This is a genomic window from Streptomyces sp. NPDC002403 (assembly GCF_053593015.1).
Genome location: NZ_JBSFBQ010000042.1, coordinates 1 through 25798 on the forward strand (window position 1 = coordinate 1; position 25798 = coordinate 25798).

The 25798-nt window shown below is 69.5% G+C and carries 24 protein-coding genes, 1 pseudogene and 1 riboswitch; of the genes and pseudogenes, 17 read left to right on the plus strand and 8 right to left on the minus strand.

Going from position 1 to position 25798, the window contains the following annotated elements:
• Nucleotides 1-191: 191 nt before the first annotated feature.
• The 10 genes from ACWCPY_RS32370 to ACWCPY_RS32415 all read left to right on the plus strand — a co-directional run bounded on the left by ACWCPY_RS32370 (nt 192) and on the right by ACWCPY_RS32415 (nt 10128).
• Complete coding sequence (locus tag ACWCPY_RS32370; protein ID WP_329814641.1) at nt 192-800, plus strand: CDP-alcohol phosphatidyltransferase family protein; 609 nt, start codon at nt 192-194, stop codon at nt 798-800.
• Nucleotides 801-913: 113 nt separating this feature from the next.
• Entirely contained in the window at nt 914-3409 is a 2496-nt protein-coding gene (locus tag ACWCPY_RS32375; protein ID WP_451270992.1) for a sugar phosphate nucleotidyltransferase, read from the plus strand.
• 98 nt (nt 3410-3507) lie between these two features.
• On the plus strand, nt 3508-4431 hold the full coding sequence (locus ACWCPY_RS32380) for a DUF881 domain-containing protein (RefSeq protein ID WP_451270994.1): 924 nt from the start codon (nt 3508-3510) through the stop codon (nt 4429-4431).
• Entirely contained in the window at nt 4428-4760 is a 333-nt protein-coding gene (locus tag ACWCPY_RS32385) for a small basic family protein (RefSeq protein ID WP_003970459.1), read from the plus strand. The genes ACWCPY_RS32380 and ACWCPY_RS32385 overlap by 4 nt, the downstream gene beginning before the upstream one ends.
• Nucleotides 4761-4765: 5 nt before the next feature.
• Nucleotides 4766-5554 (plus strand): DUF881 domain-containing protein, encoded by a 789-nt coding sequence (locus ACWCPY_RS32390; protein WP_451270996.1) that lies wholly within the window; start codon nt 4766-4768, stop codon nt 5552-5554.
• A gap of 190 nt (nt 5555-5744) precedes the next feature.
• Complete coding sequence (locus ACWCPY_RS32395) at nt 5745-6533, plus strand: FHA domain-containing protein (RefSeq protein ID WP_451270998.1); 789 nt, start codon at nt 5745-5747, stop codon at nt 6531-6533.
• Nucleotides 6534-6550: 17 nt separating this feature from the next.
• Entirely contained in the window at nt 6551-7294 is a 744-nt protein-coding gene (ftsR, locus tag ACWCPY_RS32400) for a transcriptional regulator FtsR (RefSeq protein ID WP_451271000.1), read from the plus strand.
• A gap of 53 nt (nt 7295-7347) precedes the next feature.
• Complete coding sequence (locus tag ACWCPY_RS32405; RefSeq protein ID WP_006123076.1) at nt 7348-7821, plus strand: bifunctional nuclease family protein; 474 nt, start codon at nt 7348-7350, stop codon at nt 7819-7821.
• A 168-nt stretch (nt 7822-7989) separates the two neighbouring features.
• On the plus strand, nt 7990-8607 hold the full coding sequence (locus ACWCPY_RS32410; RefSeq protein WP_329814647.1) for a MerR family transcriptional regulator: 618 nt from the start codon (nt 7990-7992) through the stop codon (nt 8605-8607).
• A gap of 66 nt (nt 8608-8673) precedes the next feature.
• Nucleotides 8674-10128 carry a DNA polymerase IV gene (locus tag ACWCPY_RS32415; RefSeq protein WP_451271002.1) on the plus strand — a complete coding sequence of 485 codons (1455 nt, stop codon included), beginning with the start codon at nt 8674-8676 and terminating at the stop codon, nt 10126-10128.
• Here ACWCPY_RS32415 and ACWCPY_RS32420 read toward each other — a convergent pair.
• A complete protein-coding gene (locus tag ACWCPY_RS32420; protein WP_329814649.1) occupies nt 10053-10421 on the minus strand; it encodes a PRC-barrel domain-containing protein in 369 nt (122 codons plus the stop codon). The two genes, ACWCPY_RS32415 and ACWCPY_RS32420, sit on opposite strands and share 76 nt — an antisense overlap.
• Before the next feature lie 113 nt (nt 10422-10534).
• A riboswitch (glycine riboswitch) is annotated at nt 10535-10631 on the plus strand.
• Between the two features lie 194 nt (nt 10632-10825).
• Between ACWCPY_RS32420 and gcvP the strand changes: the two genes are divergently transcribed.
• Nucleotides 10826-13711 carry an aminomethyl-transferring glycine dehydrogenase gene (gene gcvP / locus ACWCPY_RS32425; RefSeq protein ID WP_451271004.1) on the plus strand — a complete coding sequence of 962 codons (2886 nt, stop codon included), beginning with the start codon at nt 10826-10828 and terminating at the stop codon, nt 13709-13711.
• Nucleotides 13712-13798: 87 nt separating this feature from the next.
• Here gcvP and ACWCPY_RS32430 read toward each other — a convergent pair whose 3' ends face one another.
• Nucleotides 13799-14005 carry a DUF5999 family protein gene (locus ACWCPY_RS32430; RefSeq protein ID WP_311203086.1) on the minus strand — a complete coding sequence of 69 codons (207 nt, stop codon included), beginning with the start codon at nt 14003-14005 and terminating at the stop codon, nt 13799-13801.
• Between the two features lie 314 nt (nt 14006-14319).
• Nucleotides 14320-14913, minus strand: a complete 594-nt coding sequence (locus tag ACWCPY_RS32435; protein ID WP_451271006.1) for a hypothetical protein — start codon at nt 14911-14913, stop codon at nt 14320-14322.
• Between the two features lie 481 nt (nt 14914-15394).
• Between ACWCPY_RS32435 and ACWCPY_RS32440 the strand changes: the two genes are divergently transcribed.
• Nucleotides 15395-16900: a glutamate-cysteine ligase family protein gene (locus ACWCPY_RS32440; protein WP_451271008.1), complete on the plus strand. Its 1506-nt coding sequence runs from the start codon at nt 15395-15397 to the stop codon at nt 16898-16900.
• A gap of 17 nt (nt 16901-16917) precedes the next feature.
• Here ACWCPY_RS32440 and ACWCPY_RS32445 read toward each other — a convergent pair whose 3' ends face one another.
• A complete protein-coding gene (locus ACWCPY_RS32445) occupies nt 16918-18708 on the minus strand; it encodes a substrate-binding and VWA domain-containing protein (RefSeq protein ID WP_451271010.1) in 1791 nt (596 codons plus the stop codon).
• Between the two features lie 185 nt (nt 18709-18893).
• Between ACWCPY_RS32445 and ACWCPY_RS32450 the strand changes: the two genes are divergently transcribed.
• A complete protein-coding gene (locus ACWCPY_RS32450) occupies nt 18894-19673 on the plus strand; it encodes a CPBP family intramembrane glutamic endopeptidase (protein WP_451271086.1) in 780 nt (259 codons plus the stop codon).
• Nucleotides 19674-19708: 35 nt separating this feature from the next.
• Here ACWCPY_RS32450 and ACWCPY_RS32455 read toward each other — a convergent pair whose 3' ends face one another.
• Entirely contained in the window at nt 19709-20530 is an 822-nt protein-coding gene (locus tag ACWCPY_RS32455; protein ID WP_451271012.1) for a PhzF family phenazine biosynthesis protein, read from the minus strand.
• Between the two features lie 147 nt (nt 20531-20677).
• Between ACWCPY_RS32455 and ACWCPY_RS32460 the strand changes: the two are divergent.
• Both ACWCPY_RS32460 and ACWCPY_RS32465 read left to right on the plus strand, forming a co-directional pair.
• Nucleotides 20678-21333: pseudogene (locus ACWCPY_RS32460) on the plus strand (maleylpyruvate isomerase N-terminal domain-containing protein).
• A 183-nt stretch (nt 21334-21516) separates the two neighbouring features.
• The gene (locus tag ACWCPY_RS32465; RefSeq protein ID WP_451271014.1) at nt 21517-22143 is read left to right on the plus strand and encodes a PadR family transcriptional regulator; all 627 of its coding nucleotides are present in this window, start codon (nt 21517-21519) and stop codon (nt 22141-22143) included.
• 82 nt (nt 22144-22225) lie between these two features.
• On the opposite strand, the gene ACWCPY_RS32470 is transcribed toward ACWCPY_RS32465, so the two are convergent.
• Together ACWCPY_RS32470 and ACWCPY_RS32475 are read right to left on the minus strand one after the other, a co-directional pair.
• A complete protein-coding gene (locus tag ACWCPY_RS32470; protein ID WP_451271016.1) occupies nt 22226-22657 on the minus strand; it encodes a type II toxin-antitoxin system Rv0910 family toxin in 432 nt (143 codons plus the stop codon).
• Nucleotides 22658-22718: 61 nt separating this feature from the next.
• The gene (locus tag ACWCPY_RS32475) at nt 22719-22940 is read right to left on the minus strand and encodes a hypothetical protein (protein WP_451271018.1); all 222 of its coding nucleotides are present in this window, start codon (nt 22938-22940) and stop codon (nt 22719-22721) included.
• Nucleotides 22941-23183: 243 nt separating this feature from the next.
• On the opposite strand from ACWCPY_RS32475, the gene ACWCPY_RS32480 reads away from it, so the two are divergent.
• Together ACWCPY_RS32480 and ACWCPY_RS32485 are read left to right on the plus strand one after the other, a co-directional pair.
• Nucleotides 23184-23747, plus strand: a complete 564-nt coding sequence (locus ACWCPY_RS32480; protein WP_451271020.1) for a Clp protease N-terminal domain-containing protein — start codon at nt 23184-23186, stop codon at nt 23745-23747.
• A 133-nt stretch (nt 23748-23880) separates the two neighbouring features.
• A complete protein-coding gene (locus ACWCPY_RS32485; RefSeq protein ID WP_451271022.1) occupies nt 23881-24909 on the plus strand; it encodes an EamA family transporter in 1029 nt (342 codons plus the stop codon).
• A 162-nt stretch (nt 24910-25071) separates the two neighbouring features.
• On the opposite strand, the gene ACWCPY_RS32490 is transcribed toward ACWCPY_RS32485, so the two are convergent.
• Complete coding sequence (locus ACWCPY_RS32490) at nt 25072-25767, minus strand: pyridoxamine 5'-phosphate oxidase family protein (RefSeq protein WP_451271024.1); 696 nt, start codon at nt 25765-25767, stop codon at nt 25072-25074.
• Nucleotides 25768-25798: the final 31 nt, after the last annotated feature.

Below are 25798 nucleotides of genomic sequence, written 5' to 3' on the forward strand. Positions count from 1 at the left end.
TACTGCAGGGGGGACCCTGTGGGAGAGTAGGACGCCGCCGAACTCCTTTTACGGGAAAGCCCCGTGCCCTTGTGGCACGGGGCTTTTCTGCGTTCACGGGATGCTTCCCGTCCCCCCTGTGCAACCGACAGCAGTGGCTGAGGGTAAGGTCAGGGGGCATCATTGGCACGTTCTTCACAGGAGGCCCCCGGGTGGAGGTCCAGGAGACTCGGGTTCAGACGGACCGGGTACTCACCATCCCCAACATCCTCAGCATGGCTCGCCTTGTAGGGGTTCCGCTCTTCCTGTGGCTGATTCTTCGCCCCGTGTTCGGCGGCCCCCAGAGCGACGGCTGGGCCCTGCTGGTGCTGATGCTCAGCGGCATCAGCGACTACCTCGACGGAAAGCTCGCCCGTCGGTGGAACCAGATCAGCAGCCTCGGCCGGCTCCTGGATCCTGCTGCGGATCGCCTCTACATCCTTTCGACCCTGGTCGGCCTGACCTGGCGGGAGATCCTGCCGCTGTGGCTCACCGCGGCACTTCTTGCCCGTGAGCTGATGCTCCTCGTGATGGTCGGAATCCTGCGGCGTCACGGCTATCCGCCGCCCCAGGTGAACTTCCTGGGCAAGGCGGCCACGTTCAACCTGATGTACGCGTTCCCCTTGTTGCTGCTCAGCGACGGAAGTGGTTGGCTTGCACCGCTGGCCGCTATTTTCGGATGGGCGTTCGCAGGTTGGGGTACAACGCTCTATTGGTGGGCAGGGATCCTCTACGTGGTTCAGGTCCGCCGGCTCGTCAAGGCGGATGTAGCAGCCGATTGAGCTCGTTGACGCGGTGCCGCGCAGTGTGGCCGGCCCGCCGCGGATGACCCGGATGGTGCCCCGACGGGCGAAGTCGGCCAGACCGTCGTCTCTTCAAGGAGGACGTTTCCGACATGAAGGCCGTCGTGATGGCTGGCGGCGAAGGCACTCGCCTTCGCCCCATGACCTCAAGCATGCCCAAGCCGCTTCTGCCCGTCGCCAATCGGCCGATCATGGAGCATGTGCTTCGGCTGCTCAAGCGGCACGGGCTGAACGAGACCGTCGTAACGGTCCAGTTTCTTGCCTCGCTGGTCAAGAATTACTTCGGGGACGGCGAAGAGCTCGGGATGGAGCTCAGCTACGCCAACGAGGAGAAGCCGCTCGGCACCGCGGGGAGCGTGAAGAACGCCGAGGAAGCACTGAAGGACGACACCTTCCTCGTCATTTCCGGTGATGCACTCACCGACTTCGATCTGACCGATCTCATTGCCTTCCACAAGGAAAAAGGCGGTCTGGTCACCGTCTGCCTGACCCGCGTACCGAACCCGCTGGAATTCGGCATCACAATCGTGGACGAGGGCGGCCAGGTCGAGCGTTTCCTGGAGAAGCCCACCTGGGGCCAGGTGTTCTCGGACACCGTGAACACCGGAATCTATGTCATGGAGCCCGAGGTATTCGACTATGTCGAAGCCGATGTCTCGGTGGACTGGTCAGGCGACGTCTTTCCTCAGCTCATGAAGGAAGGCAAGCCCATCTACGGCTACATCGCCGAGGGTTACTGGGAGGATGTCGGCACCCACGAAAGCTATGTGAAGGCGCAGGCCGACGTTCTTGAACGCAAGGTCGACGTCGACATCGACGGGTTCGAGATCTCGCCCGGCGTATGGGTTGCCGAAGGCGCGGAAGTGCATCCCGACGCAGTGCTGCGCGGACCGCTCTACATCGGGGACTACGCAAAAGTCGAAGCCGGTGCGGAGATTCGTGAGCACACGGTCATCGGGTCGAACGTCGTCGTCAAGAGCGGTGCGTTCCTGCACAAGGCCGTGGTGCACGACAACGTCTATATCGGCCAGCACAGCAATCTGCGCGGCTGCGTGATCGGAAAGAACACCGATGTCATGCGGGCTGCCCGCATCGAGGACGGCGCGGTCATCGGGGACGAGTGCCTGATCGGCGAGGAGTCGATCATTCAGGGCAATGTCCGCGTCTACCCGTTCAAGACCATCGAGGCCGGTGCCTTCGTCAACACCTCGGTGATCTGGGAATCGCGCGGACAGGCCCATCTCTTCGGTGCCCGGGGCGTGTCCGGGATCCTGAACGTCGAGATCACCCCGGAACTGGCGGTCCGGCTGGCCGGTGCCTACGCCACGACTCTGAAGAAGGGCTCGACGGTCACCACCGCACGTGACCACTCCCGCGGCGCCCGTGCCCTGAAGCGAGCGGTGATCTCGGCCCTCCAGGCCAGCGCCATCGACGTCCGGGACCTGGAGAACGTACCCCTGCCCGTCGCACGCCAGCAGACCGCGCGGGGCAGTGACGGCGGGATCATGATCCGTACGTCCCCCGGCGTGCCCGACTCGGTGGACATCATGTTCTTCGACGAGCGGGGAGCGGACCTGTCGCAGGCGCGGCAGCGGAAGCTGGACCGGGTCTACGCACGTCAGGAATACCGCCGCGCCTTCCCGGGCGAGATCGGGGATCTGCACTTCCCGTCCAGCGTCTTCGACTCGTACACCGGATCGCTGCTGCGGAACGTGGACACCGCGGGCATCGCCGACGCGGGTCTCAAGGTGGTCGTCGACGCCTCCAACGGGAGTGCCGGGCTCGTACTGCCCAGCCTGCTGGGGCGACTCGGTGTCGACTCATTGACCATCAATCCCGGCCTCGACGAATCGCGCCCCACCGAGACCGCCGAGACCCGGCGCTCCGGACTGGTGCGGCTGGGCGAGATCGCCTCGTCGGCCCGGGCCGCTTTCGGCGTCCGCTTCGACCCGGTCGGTGAGCGGCTCTCCCTGGTCGACGAGCGGGGCCGGATCGTCGAGGACGACCGGGCGCTCCTCGTGATGCTCGATCTCGTGGCGGCCGAGCGGCGCAGCGGACGGGTGGCGTTGCCGGTCACCACCACACGGGTCGCCGAGCAGGTCGCGGCCTACCACGGCACGCAGGTCGAATGGACGACGACGTCGCCCGACGATCTGACGCGCGTGGGACGCGAGGAAGGCACCATCTTCGGTGGAGACGGGCGCGGGGGTTTCATCGTTCCCGAATTCAGCAGTGTCTTCGATGGATCGGCCGCATTCGTGCGGCTCATCGGGCTGGTGGCCAGGACCCAGCTCACCCTCAGCCAGATCGACGCCCGCATCCCCCGCGCCCATGTCCTGCGCCGTGACCTCGCCACCCCCTGGGCCGTCAAGGGACTGGTCATGCGCCGGGTCGTGGAGGCCGCCGGTGACCGCAGTGTCGACACGACGGACGGCGTACGGGTGGTCGAGGCCGACGGGCGATGGGTGATGGTGCTGCCGGACCGGGCCGAGGCGGTCACCCATCTGTGGGCCGAAGGGCCGGACGACGCCTCCGCACAGGCGCTGCTGGACGAATGGGCGGCGGTCGTGGACAGCGCAGGTCAGTGACGGTTCTTCCGGTGTGCCCGCCTGCGTCCCTGGGCGCCCGCGGGCACACCGGTGGGGCCATTCGGCGGTAGCGGCGGCGACGTGCGACGATGTGCGGCATGTCGCAGCAGCCCCCCGATCGGAGTACCGTCTCGCCGCCAGCGCGTCCCGACGCTTCCATGTCGCTGCTGACCAATGTGATGGACCACAGCCTGGACGACGGATACGCCGAGGCGTCGGCGCGTCGCAAGGCCGACGGGAGCGCGGGCCTGCCCCGTACGCTCAAGTCGAAGCTCGGTCTCGCCGCATGTCTGGTGCTCGCCGCCCTCGTGGTCACGCTCGGCGCCGCGGAGGCGCGCGTCTCCGCGCCCGTCCTCGCCAAGGAGCGCCAGGAGCTGATCGATCGCATCGACGACGAGACGTCGGCGGCCGACACCCTCGAGTCCCAGGTGGACAAGCTCCGGGACGATGTGGGCCGGCGCCAGCGCAAGGCGTTGGAGAAGCACGGCGGGGACCAGGGGGAGCGGGTGGCGCTGCTCGCCGGGGCGACCCCGGTCGTGGGGCCCGGCGTGAAACTCGTGGTCGACGACGCCAAGAACACCGACCAGGGGGGTGGCGGTCCCAGGGAGACCAGCGGATTCGCCGACACCGGGAGGGTCCGCGACCGGGACCTCCAGCGGGTCGTCAACGGGCTGTGGCAGTCCGGCGCGGAGGCGATCGCGATCAACGGGCAGCGGCTGACGGCCCTGTCGGCGATCCGCGCGGCGGGCGACGCCATACTGGTCGACAACAGACCGCTCGTGCCGCCGTACACGGTGCTGGCGGTGGGGAACGGGAAGCAACTCGGCACCGCGTTCCAGGACAGTGCCGACGGTCAGTATCTGCGGGCGCTCAAGGACACCTTCGACATCCGGACGAGCATGTCCGTGCAGCAGAAGGTGAGCCTCCCGGTCGCGCCGAGCCTGATCGTACGTACAGCAGAGCCTTATCAGGCCGCAGACACCGGCAGTGGTGCGGCAGACACAGGGAAGGGCACATCGTGATCGCCGTACTGGGCCTCGTCGTGGGAGTCGTGGTCGGACTGTTGGTCCGGCCCGAGGTGCCGGCCGTGGTCGAGCCGTATCTCCCGATCGCCGTCGTGGCCGCCCTCGACGCAGTCTTCGGCGGTCTGCGGGCCATGCTCGACGGGATCTTTGTCGACAAGGTGTTCGTCGTGTCGTTCCTCTCGAACGTCGTGGTGGCCGCACTCATCGTGTTCCTTGGCGACAAGCTGGGCGTCGGAGCGCAGCTGTCCACCGGTGTGGTGGTCGTGCTCGGGATCCGGATCTTCTCCAACGCCGCGGCCATCCGCCGGCACGTCTTCCGGGCCTGACGCCGATGAGCAACCAAGAACTTCCCGGCGAGCCGGAGCACGCCGATGAGCAGGCGCCCGGCTCCGCCAAGGAACTCACCGGTCGTCAGCGGCTGATCGCCGGCCTGTGGCCGCCGCGGGTGACACGGGCCCAACTCGTCGTCGCGCTCCTGCTGTTCGTGCTCGGTCTCGGACTGGCCATTCAGGTGCGGTCCAACAGTGACAACAGCGCGCTGCGGGGTGCCCGGCAGGAGGACCTGGTCCGGATCCTCGACGAGCTGGACGACCGGACACAGCGTCTGGAGGACGAGAAGCAGCGGCTGGCCGCCCAGCGCACGGAGCTGGAGAACAGCTCCGACCAGGCCGAGGAGGCGCGCAAGCAGACGGTGGAGAAGGAGCGGCAGCTCGGTGTGCTCGCGGGCACCGTGGCGGCACACGGCCCCGGGATCACGCTCACCGTCCACGACCCCGGGGACGGGGTGAAGGCGGACATGCTGCTCGACGCACTCCAGGAACTGCGCGCGGCGGGCGCCGAGGCCATCGAGGTGAACGGAGTGCGCGTGGTGGCCAATACGTACTTCTCCGGCGACGGCGGAAATGTCAGGGTTGACGACCGTAAGATCACCGCGCCGTACGTCTTCAAGGTGATCGGCAAGCCCCAGGATCTGGAGCCGGCGCTGAACATTCCGGGCGGTGTGGTCCAGACACTGGAGAAGGAGCAGGCCACCGTGCAGGTCGAGCAGGTCGACGACATCGTCGTGGACGCCTTGCGACCGGCGAAGCAGCCTGACTACGCTCGGTCGTCGTCCCCGTGAAGCCGCGGCGGGAACGGGACGAAGGACACGCGTACAAGGTTGCGGGGGGTCGCCGCATCGTATTGGTGGCGCGTGGTGGAAACTGTCGAGTGGATACGGACGTTGTGAAGATGTCCGGGTCGGCAGGTGTGTTCATTCAGGGTTCGTCCTGCCCCACGGGCGGGTCTATTTCGGTCAAGGGGAAGCGCCCGTGAAGTTGTTTGGGAAGTTGTTCGGCAAGAGCGCTCGCGACGAGGCTGCCCGCCATCGCGCACCGCGCCATGGCCAGGGAGACGAGCAGGCCACGGAGCGCCCGCTCTTCCGGGATCAGGTGTCGGGTACGGGCAGTGACAATTCGGGAGCTTCCGGCGCGTCGTCTGTTGACCCTGCCGGTCCCGGCCGCATAGGTTTCGGAGAATCGTCGACCTCGGGTTCGGGTGGAGAGTTCGCCCCCAGGCAGGAGGGTTCGTCCATGCCGGTCTGTACGAGGTGCGGCCATCGCAACGCCGAGGCCAGTCGTTTCTGCTCCAACTGCGGTGCGCCGCTGAGGGGCGGGGTGCCCGAGCGTGCCTCGGAGACGACGTCCACCATCTCCATCTCCGGTCTTGAGGCGTACGAGGCGGAGGCCACCGGGCAGACGGCCCTTCCGTCGCTCTCGCCCGAGGCCCAGGCCGCCGTCGACGCCCTTCCGCTCGGCTCCGCGCTCCTGGTGGTGCGCCGCGGCCCGAACTCCGGCAGCCGCTTCCTGCTGGACGGTGAGCTGACCACGGCCGGCCGTCACCCGCAGAGCGACATCTTCCTCGACGACGTGACGGTGTCGCGGCGGCATGTGGAGTTCCGCAGGGGTCCCGACGGCAGCTTCACGGTCGGGGACGTGGGCAGCCTGAACGGCACCTACGTCAACCGGGAGCGCATCGACTCCGTCGCCCTGTCCAACGGCGACGAAGTGCAGATCGGCAAGTACCGGCTGGTCTTCTACGCGAGCCGGCGCGGTATCTGACCCGTCAGGGAAGGTCCATGCTGAGAACACCGACGGGCGGTGCCGTGGCCGGCACCGCCACCGCCGACGACCGCCCGATGAGCATCGGCACGGTGCTTCTGCGGCTGAGGGACGAGTTCCCCGAGGTCACGATCTCCAAGATTCGATTCCTGGAGGCCGAGGGGCTCGTCGAGCCTCAGCGGACCCCTTCCGGCTACCGGAAGTTCCGTGGTGCCGATGTGGAGCGGCTGGCTCAGGTGCTGCGCATGCAGCGGGACCACTACCTCCCGCTGAAGGTCATCCGGGAGCATCTGGACGCCCTCGCCCGTGGTGAACAGGCCGCCCTGCCGTCCGGGGGCGGCCCGCGGGACCTGACCGACGGCGGCTGGGACGCGGAGTCCGGACGGGCCACCGCGGCCCGGATCGGCCGTGCCGAGCTGCTGGCTGCTGCCGAGGCCACCGAGAGCGACCTCGACGAGTGGGAGTCGTACGGCCTGGTCGCCCCGACCGCCGAGGGTGGCTACGACGCCGAGATGGTGACCGTCGCCAGGCTTGTGGCGGATCTGGGCAGGTTCGGTCTGGAACCGCGTCACCTGCGTGCCATGCGCGCGGCCGCGGATCGCGAGGTCGGGCTCATCGAGCAGGTGGTCGCGCCCCTGCGCCGGCACCGGAATCCGCAGACCAGAGCGCATGCGGAGGCCACTGCGAAAGAGCTCGCGGAGCTGTCCGTGAGGCTTCATTCGGCCCTTGTGCAGAGCGCTCTGCACATCCGGCTCCACTGATCGCGCCGGTGCCCGACTACCCAAACCTGCCGGGCACGTCCTAGGGTTGCTGTGTGAACGAGCTCGACGTTGTGGGTGTCCGGGTGGAAATGCCCTCCAACCAACCGATCGTGCTCCTGCGTGAAGTGGGAGGCGACCGGTACCTCCCCATTTGGATCGGTCCTGGTGAGGCGACTGCGATCGCCTTCGCCCAGCAGGGCATGGCTCCGGCCAGGCCGCTGACCCATGACCTCTTCAAGGATGTGCTCGAGGCCGTGGGCCAGGAGCTCACCGAGGTCCGCATCACGGACCTCCGGGAAGGGGTCTTCTACGCGGAGCTGGTCTTCGCCAGCGGAGTCGAGGTGAGCGCGCGGCCCTCCGACGCCATAGCGCTCGCGCTGCGCACCGGAACGCCGATCTACGGCAGTGACGGGGTGCTCGACGATGCAGGCATCGCCATCCCGGACGAGCAGGAGGATGAGGTGGAGAAGTTCCGCGAGTTCCTCGATCAGATCTCTCCGGAGGATTTCGGTACCAACAGTCAGTGACCGTTCTTCGAGGTCGCCGTCAGCGCATTCGGCAAGCCTTTCCCGCTCATGAGGCACGGGAAACCACCCTCAGGGTGATTATCACTCGGCGTGCCGAGTGTGGCGATCGTTGACGCACCCCGAGTGACTGCCTACCTTCGAGATGGCAGGTCAAGGACGGAGGTCGGCGTGAGAAGCAGCGGCGACGGTACGGCAGCGGGTGGGCCGTATCCGCAGCAGGGGAGTACAGCCGACCACACCATCATGCAACCGGTTCAACCGGCGGCGGTGGCGGGGGGCGGAGTGGCATCGGCCAACGACATCGGTTACCGGGGGCCAACCGCCTGCGCGGCTGCCGGGATCACCTACCGGCAGCTCGACTACTGGGCGCGCACGGGGCTGGTGGAACCGAGCGTGCGTCCCGCGTACGGGTCCGGCACGCAGCGGCTCTACAGCTTCCGGGACGTCGTGCTTCTGAAGATCGTGAAGCGCTTCCTGGACACGGGCGTGGCACTCCAGAACATCCGCACCACGGTTCAGCATCTGCGGGCCCGGGGATTCCAGGACCTGGAGCGGATGACGCTGATGAGCGACGGGGCGACGGTCTACGAGTGCTCCTCGCCCGACGAGGTCGTCAGCCTGCTCCAGGGTGGTCAGGGGGTCTTCGGCATCGCGGTGGGCGTGGTGTGGCAGGACGTCGACGTCGCCCTCTCGCAGCTGCACGGCGAGCGGGTGGACACCGGCGAGACCCTCATCGGGAACAATCCCACCGATGAGCTCGCGCGGCGGCGCAACCGCGCAGGCTGACCCCGATCCGCCGCGCAGGCCCCGCGGCGCGGCGATTGTCAGTGCCGTAGGGCAGCATCGATCGATGTGAGAGCCGCGCCCACCATCCTGCATCTGGACATGGATGCCTTCTACGCCTCTGCCGAGCAGGCGGCGAAGCCGAGCCTGCGCGGCAAGCCGGTCGTGGTGGGCGGGCTGGGGCCGCGCGGAGTCGTCGCCACCGCGTCGTACGAGGCGCGACGCTTCGGGGTGCACTCGGCGATGCCCATGGCGCAGGCGCGGCGGCTCGCGCCCAACGCGGCGTATCTGGTGCCCCGCTTCCAGCTCTACCGATCGGTGAGCGACCAGGTGATGGAGCTCCTGGCGCAGCTCTCCCCGCTGGTGGAGCCGCTCAGCCTGGACGAGGCCTTCGTCGACCTGGAGGCCGGTGGGACGGCGTACGACGCGGCATCGGCGCTGGTGATCGGTGAGCAGCTGCGTACGGCCATCAGAGCGGTCACCGGGCTCACCGGCTCGGTCGGACTCGCCGGTTCCAAGATGCTGGCCAAGATCGCGTCGGAGGAGGCGAAGCCGAACGGTCTGCTGCTCATCGAACCGGGTACGGAACGCGCCCTGCTCGCCCCCATGCCGGTGCGGATCCTGCCCGGTGTCGGGCCGACGACGGCGGACCATCTGCGCCGTGCCGGGATGACCACGGTCGACGACCTGGTCGAGGCGGGTGAGGACGAGCTCGTACGCCTGCTGGGGAAGGCGCACGGCGGCTCGCTGCACCGGATGGCGTTCGGGTACGACGACCGGCCGGTGGTCGCGGAGCGGGACGCGAAGTCGGTGTCGGTCGAGGACACCTTCGACGCCGACCTGCACGACCGGGTGCGGATCCGCACGGAGGTCGAGCGACTGGCCGACCGGTGCGTCCAGCGGCTGCGGGGCGCGGGGCGGTCCGGGCGGACGGTGGTGCTGAAGGTGCGCCGGTACGACTTCTCGACGCTCACGAGGTCCGAGACGCTCCGTGGGCCCACGGACGACCCCACGGTGGTCCGCGAGGCCGCCGCACGCCTCCTGGAGGCCGTGGACACCACCGGGGGCGTCCGGCTCCTGGGGGTGGGCGTGACGGGGCTCGCCGACTACACGCAGGAGGATCTCTTCGCCCAGGCCGCCGGTGAGCGGGCCGCGACCGAGGAAGCGGTTGAGGCACCGGCCGGGGACGACACGGCCGGGCCGCCGGACGGTTCCGGAGCTCAGGACCAGGAGACCCCCGAGCAGCGCGCTGCCCGGCGGTGGCCCGCCGGGCACGACGTACGCCATGACACATACGGCCACGGCTGGGTGCAGGGCAGCGGCGTCGGCCGGGTGACGGTGCGGTTCGAGGAGCCCGAGTCCGCGCCCGGACGGGTGCGTACGTTCCGGATCGACGACCCGGAGCTCCGGACCGCCGATCCGCTGCCCCTGGTGCGGGACCCGGTGGACTACTCGTCCTGGCCGGCCAGTCTGCCGAAGTCCCTGTCCGGGCCGGCCGGCCCGGACAGGGAGTCCAGGCCGTAGTGCCGGTAGAGCTGGAGTTCCTGTTCCGGCGAGAGATGGCGGCCGACGCCGAAATCGGGCGCGTCCTTGATCAGCGCGCGGTCGAAGGGGATGCGGAGCGAATCCTCCACGAATTCGCTGGGTTCCAGCGGGACGAACGCGTCCCGGCTGAAGAGTCCGGTACGTACGGCAGCCCACTCGGGCACTCCGGTCGCGTCGTCGAGATACACCTCGTCCACGGTCCCGATCTTGGTGCCCTTGCGGTCGAACGCCTTGCGGCCGATCAGGCTGCGCGGATCGATGTCGGTCTGCACGGTCCCTCCCACTGGTCGCGGCTACTCCACAAGCACTACAAAAGGGCAGATCCGAGTGGTTGGCCACTCGAGAAATCAGCCATGAGCCCCGCTGGTAGGCTGGTGATGGCCGCTGACCCCGTGCGGGAGAGTCCTCCGGAGCTGATCCGAAGGCGCCGAAGGAGCAAATCCTCCCCGGAATCTCTCAGGCCCCCGTACCGCACGGACGAGGTCACTCTGGAAAGCAGGACGGGTCACGTGCGGCCGAGTGCCGGTGCGAGTCCCTTCCTCACCGACGGTGAAAGCCGGTACGCCGCAGGGCGCGCCGGTGAAGCTCTCAGGTCGAGATGACAGAGGGGGAGGCCGTTCGGGCACCCGCGCCGTGGTGCCCCTCGCAGGTCGTGACAGACCAGGAGGCCTCCACCATGACCCCCCGTCGCACTCCGCTCTCCCAGCTGGAGCAGGGCATTCCGTTCGAGCAGCGCCATATCGGCCCCGATGCCGAGGCGCAGTCGAAGATGCTCGCTCAGCTCGGTTACGGCTCGCTGGACGAGCTGACCGCGGCCGCGGTGCCCGATGTCATCAAGAGCACGGAGGCACTCGGACTGCCGGCCGCCCGTACCGAGGCCGAGGTGCTGGCCGAGCTGCGCGCGCTCGCGGACCGCAACCAGGTGCTGGCCCCGATGATCGGGCTCGGCTACTACGGCACCTTCACCCCGCCGGTGATCCTGCGCAACGTCATGGAGAACCCCGCCTGGTACACGGCCTACACGCCGTACCAGCCGGAGATCTCGCAGGGCCGCCTGGAGGCGCTGCTCAACTTCCAGACGATGGTCGCCGAGCTGACCGGGCTGCCCACCTCCGGCGCCTCCCTGCTGGACGAGGGCACCGCGGCCGCCGAGGCCATGGCGCTCGCCCGGCGCGTCGGCAAGGTGAAGGGCGGCGTCTTCCTGGTCGATGCCGACGCCCTGCCGCAGACGATCGCGGTCATCGAGACCCGCGCCGAGCCGACCGGTGTCGAGGTCGTCGTCGCCGACCTGTCCGACGGCATCCCGGCAGAGATCGCCGAGCGCGGTGTCTTCGGCGTCCTGGTGCAGTACCCGGGCGCGTCCGGGGAAGTGCGGAACATCGAGCCCGTCATCGAGCAGGCCCACGAGCTGGGCGCGATCGTCACGGTCGCCGCCGACCTGCTGGCCCTGACGCTGCTCGCCTCGCCCGGTGACCTGGGCGCGGACATCGCGGTCGGCACCACGCAGCGCTTCGGTGTACCGATGGGCTTCGGCGGACCGCACGCCGGGTTCATGGCCGTACGCGAGAAGTTCGCCCGCAGCCTTCCGGGCCGCCTCGTCGGTGTCTCCGTCGACGCGGACGGCAACAAGGCCTACCGGCTGGCCCTGCAGACCCGCGAGCAGCACATCCGCCGCGAGAAGGCCACCAGCAACATCTGCACCGCTCAGGTGCTGCTTGCGGTCATGGCCGGCATGTACGCGGTCTACCACGGCCCGGACGGGCTGCGGACGATCGCCGGGCGCACCCACCGCTACGCGACGATCCTGGCCGAGGGCCTGCGTGCCTCCGGCGTCGACGTCGTGACCGGCGCCCACTTCGACACCCTCACCGTGCGCGTCCCGGGCAAGGCCGCCGACGTCGTCGCGGACGCCCGCGAGCGCGGGGTCAACCTGCGGCTCGTCGACGCCGACCTGGTCTCCCTCTCCTGCGACGAGACCACCACGCGTACGCAGATCGCCGCCGTATGGGCCGCCTTCGGCGCCGACGGGGACATCGAGGAACTGGACGCCACCGTCGCCGACGCGCTGCCCGAGGGCCTGCTGCGCTCCGACGAGATCCTCACCCACCCGGTCTTCCACCAGCACCGCTCCGAGACCGCGATGCTGCGCTACCTGCGCAAGCTCGCCGACCGGGACTACGCACTGGACCGCGGCATGATCCCGCTCGGCTCCTGCACCATGAAGCTGAACGCGACCACCGAGATGGAGTCGATCACCTGGCCCGAGTTCGGCGCGCTGCACCCCTTCGCCCCGGCCGACCAGGCGGAGGGCTTCCTCACTCTCATCCGCGAGCTGGAGGAGCGCCTCGCCGAGGTCACCGGGTACGACGCGGTCTCCATCCAGCCGAACGCGGGCTCGCAGGGCGAGTTCGCGGGCCTGCTGGCCGTACGGGCGTACCACCGGGCCAACGGTGACGAGCAGCGCACCGTCTGTCTCATCCCGTCCTCCGCGCACGGCACCAACGCGGCCAGCGCCGTGATGGCGGGCATGAAGGTCGTCGTGGTCAAGACCGCCGACGACGGCGAGGTCGACATAGAGGACCTCCGCGCCAAGATCGAGAAGCACCGCGACGAGCTCGCCGTGCTCATGATCACGTATCCGTCGACGCACGGCGTGTTCGAGGAGCACGTCGCCGACATCTGCGCCGAGGTGCACGACGCCGGCGGTCAGGTGTACGTCGACGGTGCCAACCTCAACGCGCTGGTGGGCCTCGCCAGGCCGGGCCGGTTCGGCGGCGACGTCTCGCACCTGAACCTGCACAAGACCTTCTGCATCCCGCACGGCGGCGGCGGCCCCGGCGTCGGTCCGGTCGGGGTGCGAGCGCACCTCGCGCCGTACCTGCCGAACCACCCGCTCCAGCCCTCCGCGGGCCCCGAGACCGGCGTCGGACCGATCTCGGCCGCACCGTGGGGCTCGGCCGGCATCCTCCCCATCTCCTGGGCGTACGTACGCCTGATGGGCGGGGAGGGCCTGAAGCGCGCGACGCAGGTCGCCGTCCTCGCGGCGAACTACATCGCCAAGCGTCTGGAACCGCACTACCCGATCCTGTACAACGGCCCGGCCGGTCTGGTCGCGCACGAGTGCATCGTGGACCTGCGGCCGATCTCCAAGGCGACGGGCGTCAGCGTCGACGACATCGCCAAGCGGCTGATCGACTACGGCTTCCACTCGCCGACCATGTCGTTCCCGGTCGCCGGGACGCTGATGATCGAGCCGACCGAGAGCGAGAACCTCGCGGAGCTCGACCGGTTCTGCGACACGATGATCGCCATTCGCGGCGAGGTCGAGAAGGTGGCCTCCGGCGAGTGGAGCGCGGACGACAACCCGCTGCACAACGCTCCGCACACCGCGGCGATGCTGGGCGGGGAGTGGAAGCACGGGTACAGCCGCGAGGAGGCGGTCTTCCCGGCCGGGGTCTCGGCCGCCGACAAGTACTGGCCGCCGGTGCGCCGGATCGACGGCGCCTTCGGCGACCGCAACCTCGTCTGCTCCTGCCCGCCGCTGGACGAGTACGACAACTGAGCGATGAGCGTGACCGTGTGACGCGGACATGCGTCGGGGCCGGTTCGGACAATGCTCCGGGCCGGCCCCAGCTCGTACCGCCCGCGGTCAGGCGGCCCTCATCACCCGGTCGGTCCCCAGGGGCCGGTGCGGAGCGATGATCTGACCGTCCGGGAGCAGCTCACCGGTGTCCTCGAAGAGCAGGACTCCGTTGCACAGCAGGCTCCAGCCCTGTTCCGGGTGGTGTGCCGTCAGGCGGGCGGCCTCCCGGTCGGCTGAGTCGGCGGTCGGGCATGGTGGCTGGTGCTGGCACATGGCTGGGTTCTTTCGCTGCGTTGTAGTGAATGTCCTGCGGCTGGATGAGGTGTTCATGGCCGCCCCCCGTATCGATCGGTCCGGTCCCAGTGTTGCCCCACGGGCGTCAATCCGCAGGGATTTCGCAGCAGCACTTCTCCTTACCCGGAGGACGCGTCACCCGCGCGGACGGTTCACCGCAATTGCACTGTCCCTTCGGGTGGTTCGGGGTGGTCAGTACGGGCTAGTCCGGACGGGCACGGAGTGCGCCCCCAGCACTGTGCCCCGCGACCGGGTACGGTGGCGGGGCACAGGGCAGGTGCGGGGTCCGGGTCTCAGGCCGGTGATCCGAGCAGGGGGCCGGGGCCGGGGGTGATGCGCAGCGTCATCACGCGGAGCAGATCGGCGACCCGGTGCGGGCGGTGTGCCGCGATACCCGGTGGGGCGGGAGCCAGCGGAACCAGAAGATCGGCGGGGGCGAGCGCCCCGCCGGAGGCGTCGGCCTCGATGTCGCCGTGCAGCCACAGCGCCAGCATGTAGAGCTCCGGGATGGACAGCAGCCGCGGCTGGTAGGGCGCCGTCACCGTCTCGGCCTGGCGCAGGGCGAGTTCGGTCGAGGCGATGTACGGGCCCTCGAAGAAGTGCGAGAAGGCCCAGCCGTCCGGAGTGAGCATGGTGTCCGCCGCGGCGACGGCCTGTTCCGGGGTGTGGATCAGAAACCGCCACCCGGCGAGCCGGGTGGCGGGAGCGAGTCCGTTCGGACCGATCCGCTCCAGTACATGGACGGGGAGCGGGAGTTCAGGACTCAGTGGCCCCTGGGCGGACCGGAGGGCGGGTGTGCGGGCTTCACGGACCGCGGTGGGTGAACCGAGTGCCGTGAGAACGCTGCGCAGAGCGGGCACGGGAGCCGGAGGAACATGCAGCGGCATAGTGGGTCGCCTCTCACTTCGGAGACACGGTGGTGCGTGGGCGGGTGCAGACGGCGCTGTCGGCATGCGGGGCCAGAGGAGGCCGGTGACTGGGCCGGTGCGTCAACTCTCTGCCTCGTCCGCGGAGTTTATACGACACGTGTTCACGCGGTGATTCCACTAGCCGTCGCAGGCATTGCCGACAAGGCGGTATCAAGACTTTATTATGCGGAGAATCTACTGATTCTGTGTCAGCGGCGCAGCCACCGCCAGGGATTTTTCCCCGGGCGCGGACGGCCGAAACGCGTCGGCGTTTTCACCGGCGCCCGGCGGGGAAACCGTGGGCTGCATCATGCCCATGGAATGTGCCCCGGGCTTCTCTCTCAGATTACTGGGCCCGCCGGGTTCTTGTGGGCGTTATGGATCACCTCGCCTGGGCATTATCGATCGTGACGCGAGCGGTCTGGGCCGCGGGCCGCCCACTTGAGGGAGGGACGCTCCGATGGGGGAGAAGGTCGTGGCGGGCGCCTTTGACCTGTCCGATCGACAGGGGTACCGGAAGAAGCTCCACCAGTGCCTGGAGGGGCTGGAGAGGCTTCTTGTGGAGCGGAGGTTCGACCGGCCGCGCAACCTCATGGGCGTGGAGATCGAGCTGAATCTCGCGGGTGCCGACGGCATGCCGAGGATGATGAATGGGGAGGTCCTCCCACGCATCGCGAGCCGTGATTTCCAGACCGAACTCGGGATGTTCAATTTGGAAGTGAACATAGTCCCGCACCGCCTGGGCGGGCGTGTTTTCGATCAGCTGGCCGAGGAGCTCAGGGCCGGGCTCGGATATGCCCACCGGAAGGCGGGCGAGGTCGATGCCGGGATCATGATGATCGGTATTCTGCCCACTCTGCGCCACGAGGACCTCGTCCTGGCGAACCTCTCGGACGTGGACCGCTACACACTGCTGAACGATCAAATGGTGGCCGCGCGGGGCGAGGATTTCTCCCTCGATATCCAAGGCGTGGAACGACTGGTCTCCACTTCCGCCTCGATCACCCCCGAGGCCGCCTGCACCTCGGTCCAGCTCCATCTGCAGGTGACGCCGGCGCGATTCGCGGCCGTGTGGAACGCGGCCCAGGCCGTCGCCGGTGTCCAGATCGCACTCGGTGCCAACTCACCCTTCCTGTTCGGCAAGGAGCTCTGGCGGGAATCGCGGCCGCCGCTCTTCCAGCAGGCCACCGACACCCGGCCGCCCGAACTCCGGAACCAGGGCGTGCGGCCCAGGACCTGGTTCGGAGAGCGGTGGGTCGGCTCGGCGTACGAACTCTTCGAGGAGAACCTGCGCTACTTCCCGCCGCTGCTCCCGATCTCCGACGAGGAGGAGCCGCTGCGGGTCCTCGACGAGGGAGGGGTACCTCGGCTGCAGGAACTGGTGCTCCACAACGGAACGGTCTACCGCTGGAACCGGCCGGTGTACGGCCTGATGGACGGCGTCCCCCATCTGCGGGTGGAGAACCGGGTCCTGCCCGCCGGGCCCACCGTCACCGATCTGATCGCCAATGCGGCGCTGTACTACGGGCTCGTGCGGGCGCTCGCCGAGGAGCCCCGTCCGGTGTGGACCAGACTGCCGTTCGCCGCGGCGGAGGAGAACTTCGACACCGCATGCCGTCTGGGCATCGACGCGGAACTGACCTGGCCGCGTCCCGGCCGTGCGGGCGGGCTGACCCGGGTGCCGGCCGTCAAGCTCGTACGGGACGAACTGCTGCCGCTGGCCGCGGCGGGGCTCGATGCCTGGAACATCGAGCCCGCGGACCGCGACCGGTACCTCGGGGTCATCGAGGAGCGCTGCAGGCGCCGGGTGAACGGGGCGTCCTGGCAGGCGGACACCTACCACCGGGCACGGGAGGCCGGGATGGAGAGGCACGCGGCGCTGGCCGCGACCACCCGGTGGTACGCCGAACTGATGCACAGCGGTGAGCCCGTGCACAGCTGGCCCACCGGCGCCCCGAAACCGTGACGCCGGCGCCGTCCGGGCTATTCCTGGGTGGCGTGACCGCTCTGGCCGGCCGTCATGATGGCCTGCAGGATCACCGTCTGGATCTCGGCCGGGTCGATGACCTGGTAACCGCCACCGCCGGTCACCTTCGCTATCTCGTTCACTTCCTCGCGGTCCGCCTCGGGGCCGACCGCGATGGCGAGCAGCGGCACCGGGCGCTCCGGGTCGGCGATCCGCTTCAGCTCCGCGATCAGGGCGCTGCGGGAGATGGAGAGACTGTCCTGGTTCGATCCGTCGGTCAGGATCACGACCGCGTTGAACTTGCCCTTCACATAGGTCGCCTGGGCGTCCTTGTAGGCGGCCAGCATGGTGTCGTACAGACCGGTCGCACCGCCCGGTACGGGCTTCAGCGCCGCGAAGGCCGCGGCCAGCTTCTCGCGGTGGGTGCCGCCGCCCTTCGCCGGGTCGCCCAGCCGGGTGGCCGGCACCAGTTTGCGGTAGTCCTTGTCGCCGTCGAGCGTGGTGGCGAACTCCCAGAGCCCGATCTCGTCGTTCGGCGTGAACTGGTTGAGTGCCTGGATCAGGGACGCCTTGGTGACGTCCATCCGGGACTGGTTGCGCCCCGGGACGATCGTGGCCATGGATCCGGACGCGTCGACGACCGTGGTCAGCCTGGCGCTCTGCACCGTGATCGTCCACATGCCGAGCGTCTGCTGGAGCGCCTCGGCGGTCGGTGGGGCGGCGGCCGCGGTGGCGTAGGGCTGGGGCTTCCTGCCGCCCGCCGGTGCGACCACCGACTCCCCGGCCCTGCCGTCGACGTCCCGGAAGCCCTTCTTCGCCAGGACCTCCTGAGCACCGGGTTCGTTCAGCAGCGTCATGAACCGCAGCGCCGCCCGGCTCTCGGACGTGCTCATCCGGTTCTCGTCGACCAGGGTGTACGGGTAGTTGAGGAGCGGGGTGCCGTCCTGGGGGTAGAAGAGGTCGAGCTTTCCGCCGCCGGTCGCCTCCGCGTTGTGGGCGAACGCGGCCTGCTCGGAGAGGAGCACCGCCTGATTGCGCTCCGGATTGCCCTGTTCGGCGCCCGAATCGCCCTGCGCCAGTGTTTCCAGCACCTGGGTGTCACCGTCCGACATGCGCTGCGCGAGCAGCTTGGCGGTCGCCGCGACCCTGGTGTCGCTGTCCCCGCCCTGCTTCTCGGAGGACGCGCCGATGCTGGCGAGCGCCAGCAGGCCGGTGGCGCTGCGTGCCGGGTCGGCCGCGCCGAGTCGGACCTTGTCCGACTCCATGGCCGCGGCCGTCAGCTCCGCCCAGGAGTACTTCTTCTTCGGCCAGCCGAGGCTCTTGGCCGCGGACGGAATCATGGCCAGGGTCACGGGAGAGGACGCGACGGAGTCGCCCGGTGTGACCGGGACGCCGTCACCGGAGCCCTTGGCCCGGTCGACCCAGAGGTCGGAGTCGGGCAGCCAGACCTGGAAGTCCGGGGTGCGGGCGTCGCTGGAGAGAGCGTCGGCGACCTTGTAGGAGTCGCGGGCGACCACTGTCACGTACAGGCAGCGGCCGTCGGAACGCACCTCGTCCTTGCGCGCCTTGTCGGCGACGGCGCGAATGGAGGGCGCGATGTCCGGCGATGCCATCATGGACAGATGTACGGCCGAGTTCTCGCAGCCCTTCGAGAACGACAGCAGGCCGCCCTGTGCCGCGACGGCCGTTCCCGCCGCCACCGCGAGCACGAGCATGGTCGCGATGGCGACGGTGCGCCGGCGTCGCGGCGGTGATCCGTCCCCGCTTCCGTCTCCGGCGTACTCGTCGGGCAAGCTGTGACGTCCCATGTCGGTGGTGCCCCTCCTTGAGGATGTACAAGGAAAAAGGGGGACCACACCATCGGCAATGGTGGTTGTCCCCCGGCCTGTCGCGCATGATCTTCGTACCTGCATTCGAGACCCTAGCCGGACGGGGAGCAGGATGGGACGTGAATGCACAACTGAAGGCAGGTGTACAGGTGGAGGCGGGGCTTGTGGCTGATTCTTTCCCTCAGGAGGCTGTTCCGCGACGGATTCTTCGGTCCGAAACGGTCCTCGTGCTGGCACTCTCATTGGGCGCCAGCGGGGTGTCTGCCCTGATCAGTTTTGTCGGATCACTGACGAAACCAGGAGGTTTGAAGGATCAGGCCGCGACGCTCAACAGTTCGTATGCCCCGGGGCGTCCATGGCTGGATCTCGCCTGGCAACTCTTCGGTATCGCGACCGCTCTGGTGCCGGTCGCCCTGGTCGCGCATCTGCTGATGAGGGAAGGCGCGGGCCTGAGGTCCATCGGCTTCGACCGCGCCAGGCCGTGGCCGGACCTGGGGCGCGGCACGTTGGTCGCGGCGGGCATCGGAAGCGCCGGTCTCGCCTTCTATCTGGTGGCCAGGGCAGCCGGATTCAACCTGACCGTGGTCCCGGAGTCGCTGCCCGACGTGTGGTGGAAGTTCCCGGTCCTGATCCTGTCCGCGATCCAGAACTCCGTCGTGGAGGAAGTGATCGTCGTCGGGTATCTGCTGCGCAGACTGGGACAGTTGGGATGGACGCCGATGGCCGCCCTGGTCGCCAGTTCGGTGCTGCGCGGTTCGTACCACCTGTATCAGGGGATCGGCGGCTTCATCGGCAACATGGCGATGGGCGTCGTCTTCGTGCTGCTGTACCGTCGTTGGGGGCGGGTCGGGCCGCTGGTCGCGGCTCATGCGCTGCTGGACATCGGGGCGTTCGTCGGATACGCCCTGCTGGCGGGGAAGGTGGGCTGGCTGCCCACACCGTGAGGGTGAGCAGCCCTGTACGCCTCCCGCGCGCGGGCTCAGAGTGTCGTGAGCAGTTCGCCGTCGATGACCGTCACCGCGTCGCCGGTCAGCAGGGTGCGGTCGCCGCGCAGCGAGGTCCGGACCAGGCCGGAACGGGCGGAAGCCTGTAGTCCGGTCAGCTCGTCCCGGCCGAACCGGGCCGACCAGAAGGGCGCCAGCGCGGTGTGGGCGCTGCCGGTCACCGGGTCCTCGTCGATCCCGACGCGCGGGAAGAAGCCGCGGGAGACGAAGTCGTAGCCGCGGGAGGGGTCCTCCGCCGCGGCCGTGGCGACGACGCCCCGCCGGGAGACCTCGGCCAGGGCGACGAGATCGGGGACCAGCCCTCGTACGGTCGCCTCGTCGGACAGCTCGACGACCAGGTCGCCGATGTGCGGGCCGGTGTCGTGCACGGAGAGCGGGTCCGCGCCCAGGGCGGCGGCCAGCCCGGCCGGGGCGGCCTCCGGTGTCAGCGGCGAGGTGGGGAAGTCGAGGGTGATGGAGCCGTCCGGGCGGGCGGTCGCGGCGAGGATCCCGCACCGCGCCGCGAAGCGCATCGTGCCGCTCGCCGTCCCGGTGGTGTGCAGGATGTGCGCGGTGGCGAGGGTGGCATGCCCGCACATGTCGACCTCTGTGGCCGGGGTGAACCAGCGAAGCGCCCAGTCCGCCTCTCCGCCCGGCGGCAGCGGGTGGGCGAAGGCGGTCTCGGAGAGGTTCAGTTCCGTGGCGATCCGCTGGAGCCGGTCGTCGTCGGGAAAGGTGCCGGAATCCAGGACCAGGACTCCCGCCGGGTTGCCGGTGAAGGGGCGGTCGGTGAACGTGTCGACGATGCGAATCCTCATGGCGCGACCCTATGTACGGTGCGGAGCCGGGTGCCAAGGCCAATCCGGTGTCACTGGACCCGGAATGCCGATGGGTGAACGGTGCCGCCGGAACCGGCCGTACCGATGTGCTTGTCCGCCTCCGCGGCACCGGACCACGTTGCCGGCGTGGATCTCTTCTCGCGTTCCTGGACGGCCTTGCGCACGGCGGTCGCCGGGCTTTCGGACGAGGACTTCGCGAAGCCGTCCGGCTGCGCCGGCTGGCTCGTACGGGACCTGGTGTGTCATCTGGTCATCGACGCCCAGGACGTCCTGATCACCCTGGTGACCCCCACCGAGGCGGAACCGACCCGTGACGCGGTGACCTACTGGGACGTCACCGCGACGCCGCCGACCGGTGACGATCCGCTGGACGCGCTGACCGTCCGGCTGGCCGCCGCGTACGAGGAGCCGGGCTGCTCAAGTTCCACCTCGACGACGTCGGCTCCGCCGCCGCTCGCGCGGCCGGGCTCGCCGATCCCGGCCTCCGGGTCGGCACCCGCGACGGGGTCCTCACCGCGGGCGACTACCTCCGGGCGTACGTCCTGGAGTGGACGCTGCACCACCTCGACCTGATCGCGCACCTCCAGGACGCGGCCGGACCGCCCGCGGAGGGACTCGCCCGATCCCGCGAGATGCTGGAGCGGATCGCCGGGGCCGCCTTCCCCGCGTCGTTCTCCGACGAGGCCGCCCTGCTGGTCGGCACCGGACGGCGTGCCGCGACCGACGAGGGGACGGCCGAGCTGGGCGAACCGGCCGCGAGGTTCCCGCTCCACCTCGGGTGACGGCTCGCGCCGGGCGGGCCTGCGGCGCGGGCGGGCGCAGCCGATCGGTGTGGCCGTCGACCTGCACGTCGGCATCGCCCTCCGTCGGCGGACTGTGTGCCCATCGGCAAGGCATTGCCATGCGATCGGTTCCGATATATCGTTGACGCATCGCGACAGATCAACGATGTAAGGAGCGTAGTGATGCGTTCACATGGACACGAGCACGAGTTCGGTCATGGGCATGGGCACTGTGGGCCCGGTCATCAGGGGCGTGGTGACTTCGAGGGGCGGCGGGCGGCCTTCGGGCAGTTCGGGCCGCCGTTCGGGGGCGGGCCCTTCGGGGGTGGACCCTTCGGTGGCGGGCGTGGCCGGGGCGGCGGCCGGGGGAGGGCGCGGCGCGGTGACGTGCGCGCGTCGATCCTGGCGCTGCTCAAGGACCGGCCGATGCACGGCTACGAGATGATCCAGGAGATCGGGGAGCGCAGCGGTGGGGCCTGGCGGCCCAGCCCCGGCTCGGTCTACCCGACCCTTCAGCTGCTGGAGGACGAGGGTCTGATCGTCAGCGCGAGCGAGGGCGGCAAGAAGCTGTTCACGCTCACCGACACCGGGCGCGCCGAGGCGGAGTCGGGGTCCGAGGCGCCCTGGGAGGAAGCCGGGCGCGGCGTCGACTGGGAGAGCGCCAATGAGATCCGGCAGGCCGGCTTCGGTCTGATGGAGGCGTTCGGGCAGGTCTGGAAGACCGGCTCGGCCGACCAGCGCCAGAAGGCTCTGACGGTCATCAACGAGGCCCGCAAGAAGCTGTATCTGATCCTTGCCGACGAACACTGAGCCGGTGGGCGCGGTGTTCGCGGGTGTGGTGACAGGGGCCTCGCGGCCGAGCCGCGAGGCCCCTTCCGCCGTGCGGACGGCGTCAGGCGGTGATGAGGCCGCCCAGCTTGCGCAGTGATTCGACGAGCGCGGCCGTCGCCGAATCCTTGAGCTTTCCCGCCATCAGGGAGACCGCGGCGCCGGTGAACTCCCCGTCGATACGGACCGTGGTGGCGTCCCCGTCGGGGGTCAGTGAGTAGCGCATGGCCAGGTTGACGCCCATCGGGCCCTTGCCTCTGGTGGTCAGCAGGCGTGCGGTCTCCAGTTCCGCCACCGTCCAGGTCACCTCGGCGGGGAAGCCCATGAGCTTCATGTTCTCCTCGTAGGTGGCCGCGAGTTCGAGTGTCTCCGGGCCGCCCTTGGGGAAGCTGGTGTGGGTGGCGTTCCACTGACCGTACGCGGTGAAGTCCGTCAGCTGGGCCCACACCTTCTCGGCCGGTGCTTCGATGCGTGCCTCTGCACTGACTTCGGCCATGCGACCACCCCTTCTCGGCGGGTTACGGTGTCGCGGAACGTAGCCGCAGTGGTCGGAACATTCAATACTGATGAACTGTCAGATCCATGTGGCCGGTCCCTTCCGCTCCCGCGCGCCAGATCAGGGCGGCGTCGAACCGGTCGAAGGCGCGCGGGTGCGGGCCGTCGTCGTGGCAGTGGAACGCGGCCCAGAAGAGGTCGGCGCGCAGTGCGTCGGCCGGTGCGTGGACCCGGTACACGTACTCCCGCCCGTCGAGTGCCGGCAGGGCGACCAACCAGGACACGTGCGCGGTCCCCCTTCCGGCTGTCGCATGGGTATGGCCTGTGGGACGTAAGGGAATGGCTTCCGGTTGCTCAGGGAGCGCGTGGCAAGGCGGCGCGCGCCCTTTTCACCGATCGGATCCGGAAATGGCGAGATCTCATCCGCAAGGAGGAGAAACCGTTCGGGTGTGCCCAACTTGAGCGGGATGCCTGGATGAGTCCTTCCGGGGATGTATCGGCGCTCCGGAACTGATGGGGTGGGAGACGTGCACAACCGGATGCCGCGGATCCCTCAGCAGCCCGTCCCGAACCGCGCCGAGCTCGACGCCAGACTCACGGTGGAGCTGGCCGCCGTGGTGACGGGCGCCCGCAGGCGTGCGCTGCGCGACGGCGACCGGCAGATCGACACCGCGCATCTGCTGCACTCCCTGATCGAATCGGATCCCGCGGTGCGGGCGGCCTTCGAGGGCGGGCCCCAACTGGCCAGGGTGCTCGGCTACCTCGTCCAGCGCAGTATCGGATACGGGCTCCGCTGGCAGGGCTCGGTGGAGGACTCCGGCGCGGTCCCGGTCGTCCCGGACCCGCACTCCGCCGTGCGGGACGCTGAGGGCTGGTCGCCCTCGGCCGCCTCGGCGATGGCCGGAGCGCTCGACCGGGCAGACAAGCGCGGCGACGTGCGGGCCGGAGGGCTCGATCTGCTCGCGGCGCTGGCCATGGATCACGAGTGCCGCGCCGTGGAAGTGCTGGTCCGGGGCGGGATCGACGCGGACAGCCTCGCCGCCCGGATCGCGGACGCCGCCGACCAGGGCGTGGGGGAGGCCGGGGGCTGACCGACCGGTCGACGGGCGTCCGGTCCGGCTCCCCGGGCCGACGGGAAGACCGTGGTGAAGCCACGTACTCAGGGGCGAGTGTGTCAGGGGTGACCGGGGTGACGCTGCTGACCGCAGCTGTCATGATGGGCCGATGCACGCGTCTCAGGGGAGAAGCGCCAGCCTGGGACTAGCCCTGGCCTCGGCGTTCGCATTCGGTGGGTCAGGGGTTGCGGCCAAGCCGCTGATCGAGGCAGGACTCGATCCGCTCCATGTGGTGTGGCTACGGGTGGCGGGCGCGGCCCTGGTCATGCTGCCGGTGGCCTGGCGTCACCGGGACCTGGTGCGCAGCCGCCCGGTCCTGCTGCTCGGCTTCGGACTGCTCGCCGTCGCGGGTGTGCAGGCCTTCTACTTCGCCGCGATCTCCCGCATCCCCGTCGGCGTCGCCCTGCTCGTCGAATACCTGGCACCCGCGCTCGTCCTCGGCTGGGTCCGGTTCGTCCAGCACAGACCGGTCACCCGGCGGGCAGCGGTCGGTGTGGTGCTCGCCGTGGGCGGACTGACGTGCGTGGTCGAGGTCTGGTCGGGGCTGAGCTTCGACGCGGTCGGACTGCTGCTGGCGCTCGGTGCCGCCTGCTGCCAGGTCGGCTACTTCGTCCTGTCGGACCAGGGGAGTGCGGGCGGGGCGGACGGCGCCGAACCGCCGAATCCGGTCGGTGTCATCGCCTACGGGCTGCTGATCGGGGCGGTCGTGCTCACCGCGGTCGCACGGCCCTGGGGCATGGACTGGTCGATTCTGGGCGGCCGTGCCGCCATGGACGGCACGGATGTTCCGGCCTGGCTGCTGCTCGTCTGGATCGTGTTGCTGGCGACGGTGATCGCCTACGTCACCGGGGTGATCTCGGTGCGGCTGCTCTCCCCCGCGGTCGCGGGTGTGGTCGCCTGCCTGGAGGCGGTCATCGCCACCGTGCTCGCCTGGGTGATGCTCGGCGAGCACCTGTCGGCGCCCCAGCTCGTCGGCGGTGCCATGGTGCTGATCGGTGCCTTCATCGCCCAGTCGTCGACGCCGCGGACACCCTCGGGTCCCGTCGCTTCGGGGCCGGGGGTGATGGTTCCCGAGGGTCCGGACGGCGACCGCGCGGACGCCGAGGGGGAGCTGTCCGCCGGGCGTGCCGCGACCTGACGGCCGCGGGGACCGGATGCGAGCGGCGGCGGGGACCAGCCGCGACATGACGGCGCAGGCCGGTCCCGGACGGCCCTTCGCGGTCGTGGGCGCGCCGGGCTCCGACCGCCGGGGCGGGTGGACCCGTTGCCCGGTGGTGGGGCCGTCCGCCCCCGGGGTGTGTCAGAGCGCGGTGATGTAGTCGGGCACCCCGATCGAGGGGTCGAGGTCGTCCGCGGGGAGCGGCGCGGCATAGCCCCGGGCGAGCGGGACGACGCCCGCCCAGTGGGGCAGCGCGAGGTCACGGGGCTCGTCGTTGGGGCCGCCGGTACGGATCTTGGCGGACGCCTCCCGCAGGTCCAGCCGGATCACCGCGGTCGCGGCCAGCTCCTTCTCGTCGGCGGGCCGGGAGTCGGCGGAGCGGCCCGGCACCACGTGGTCGACGATGGCGTCCAGGGCGGTCCGCCGCTCCTGCGGGTCGGTGACCGTGTGCGCGATGCCGTGCACCACCACGGAGCGGTAGTTGATCGAGTGGTGGAAGGCGGAGCGGGCCAGCACCAGCCCGTCGACATGTGTCACCGTCAGGCACACGGGCAGTCCGGTGTCGGTGCGGCCGGCCTCGCGAAGCGGCCGGGATCCCGTCGAGCCGTGTACGTAGAGCCGGTCGCCGACCCGGCCGAAGAGAGTCGGCAGGACTACGGGCGCGCCGTCACGGACGAAGCCGAGGTGGCATACGTACGCCTCGTCGAGTATCGAGTGGACCACCTCCCGGTCGTATGCCGCCCGTTCACGGGAACGGGTCGGGACGGTGCGCTCGGTCGGCTCGTATCCGGCTGCGGCTTCCGGGGCCGTGGTCTGCTGCGATGCGGTGTCCGACATTGCATACTCCATTGCACTAGTGCATAATCTT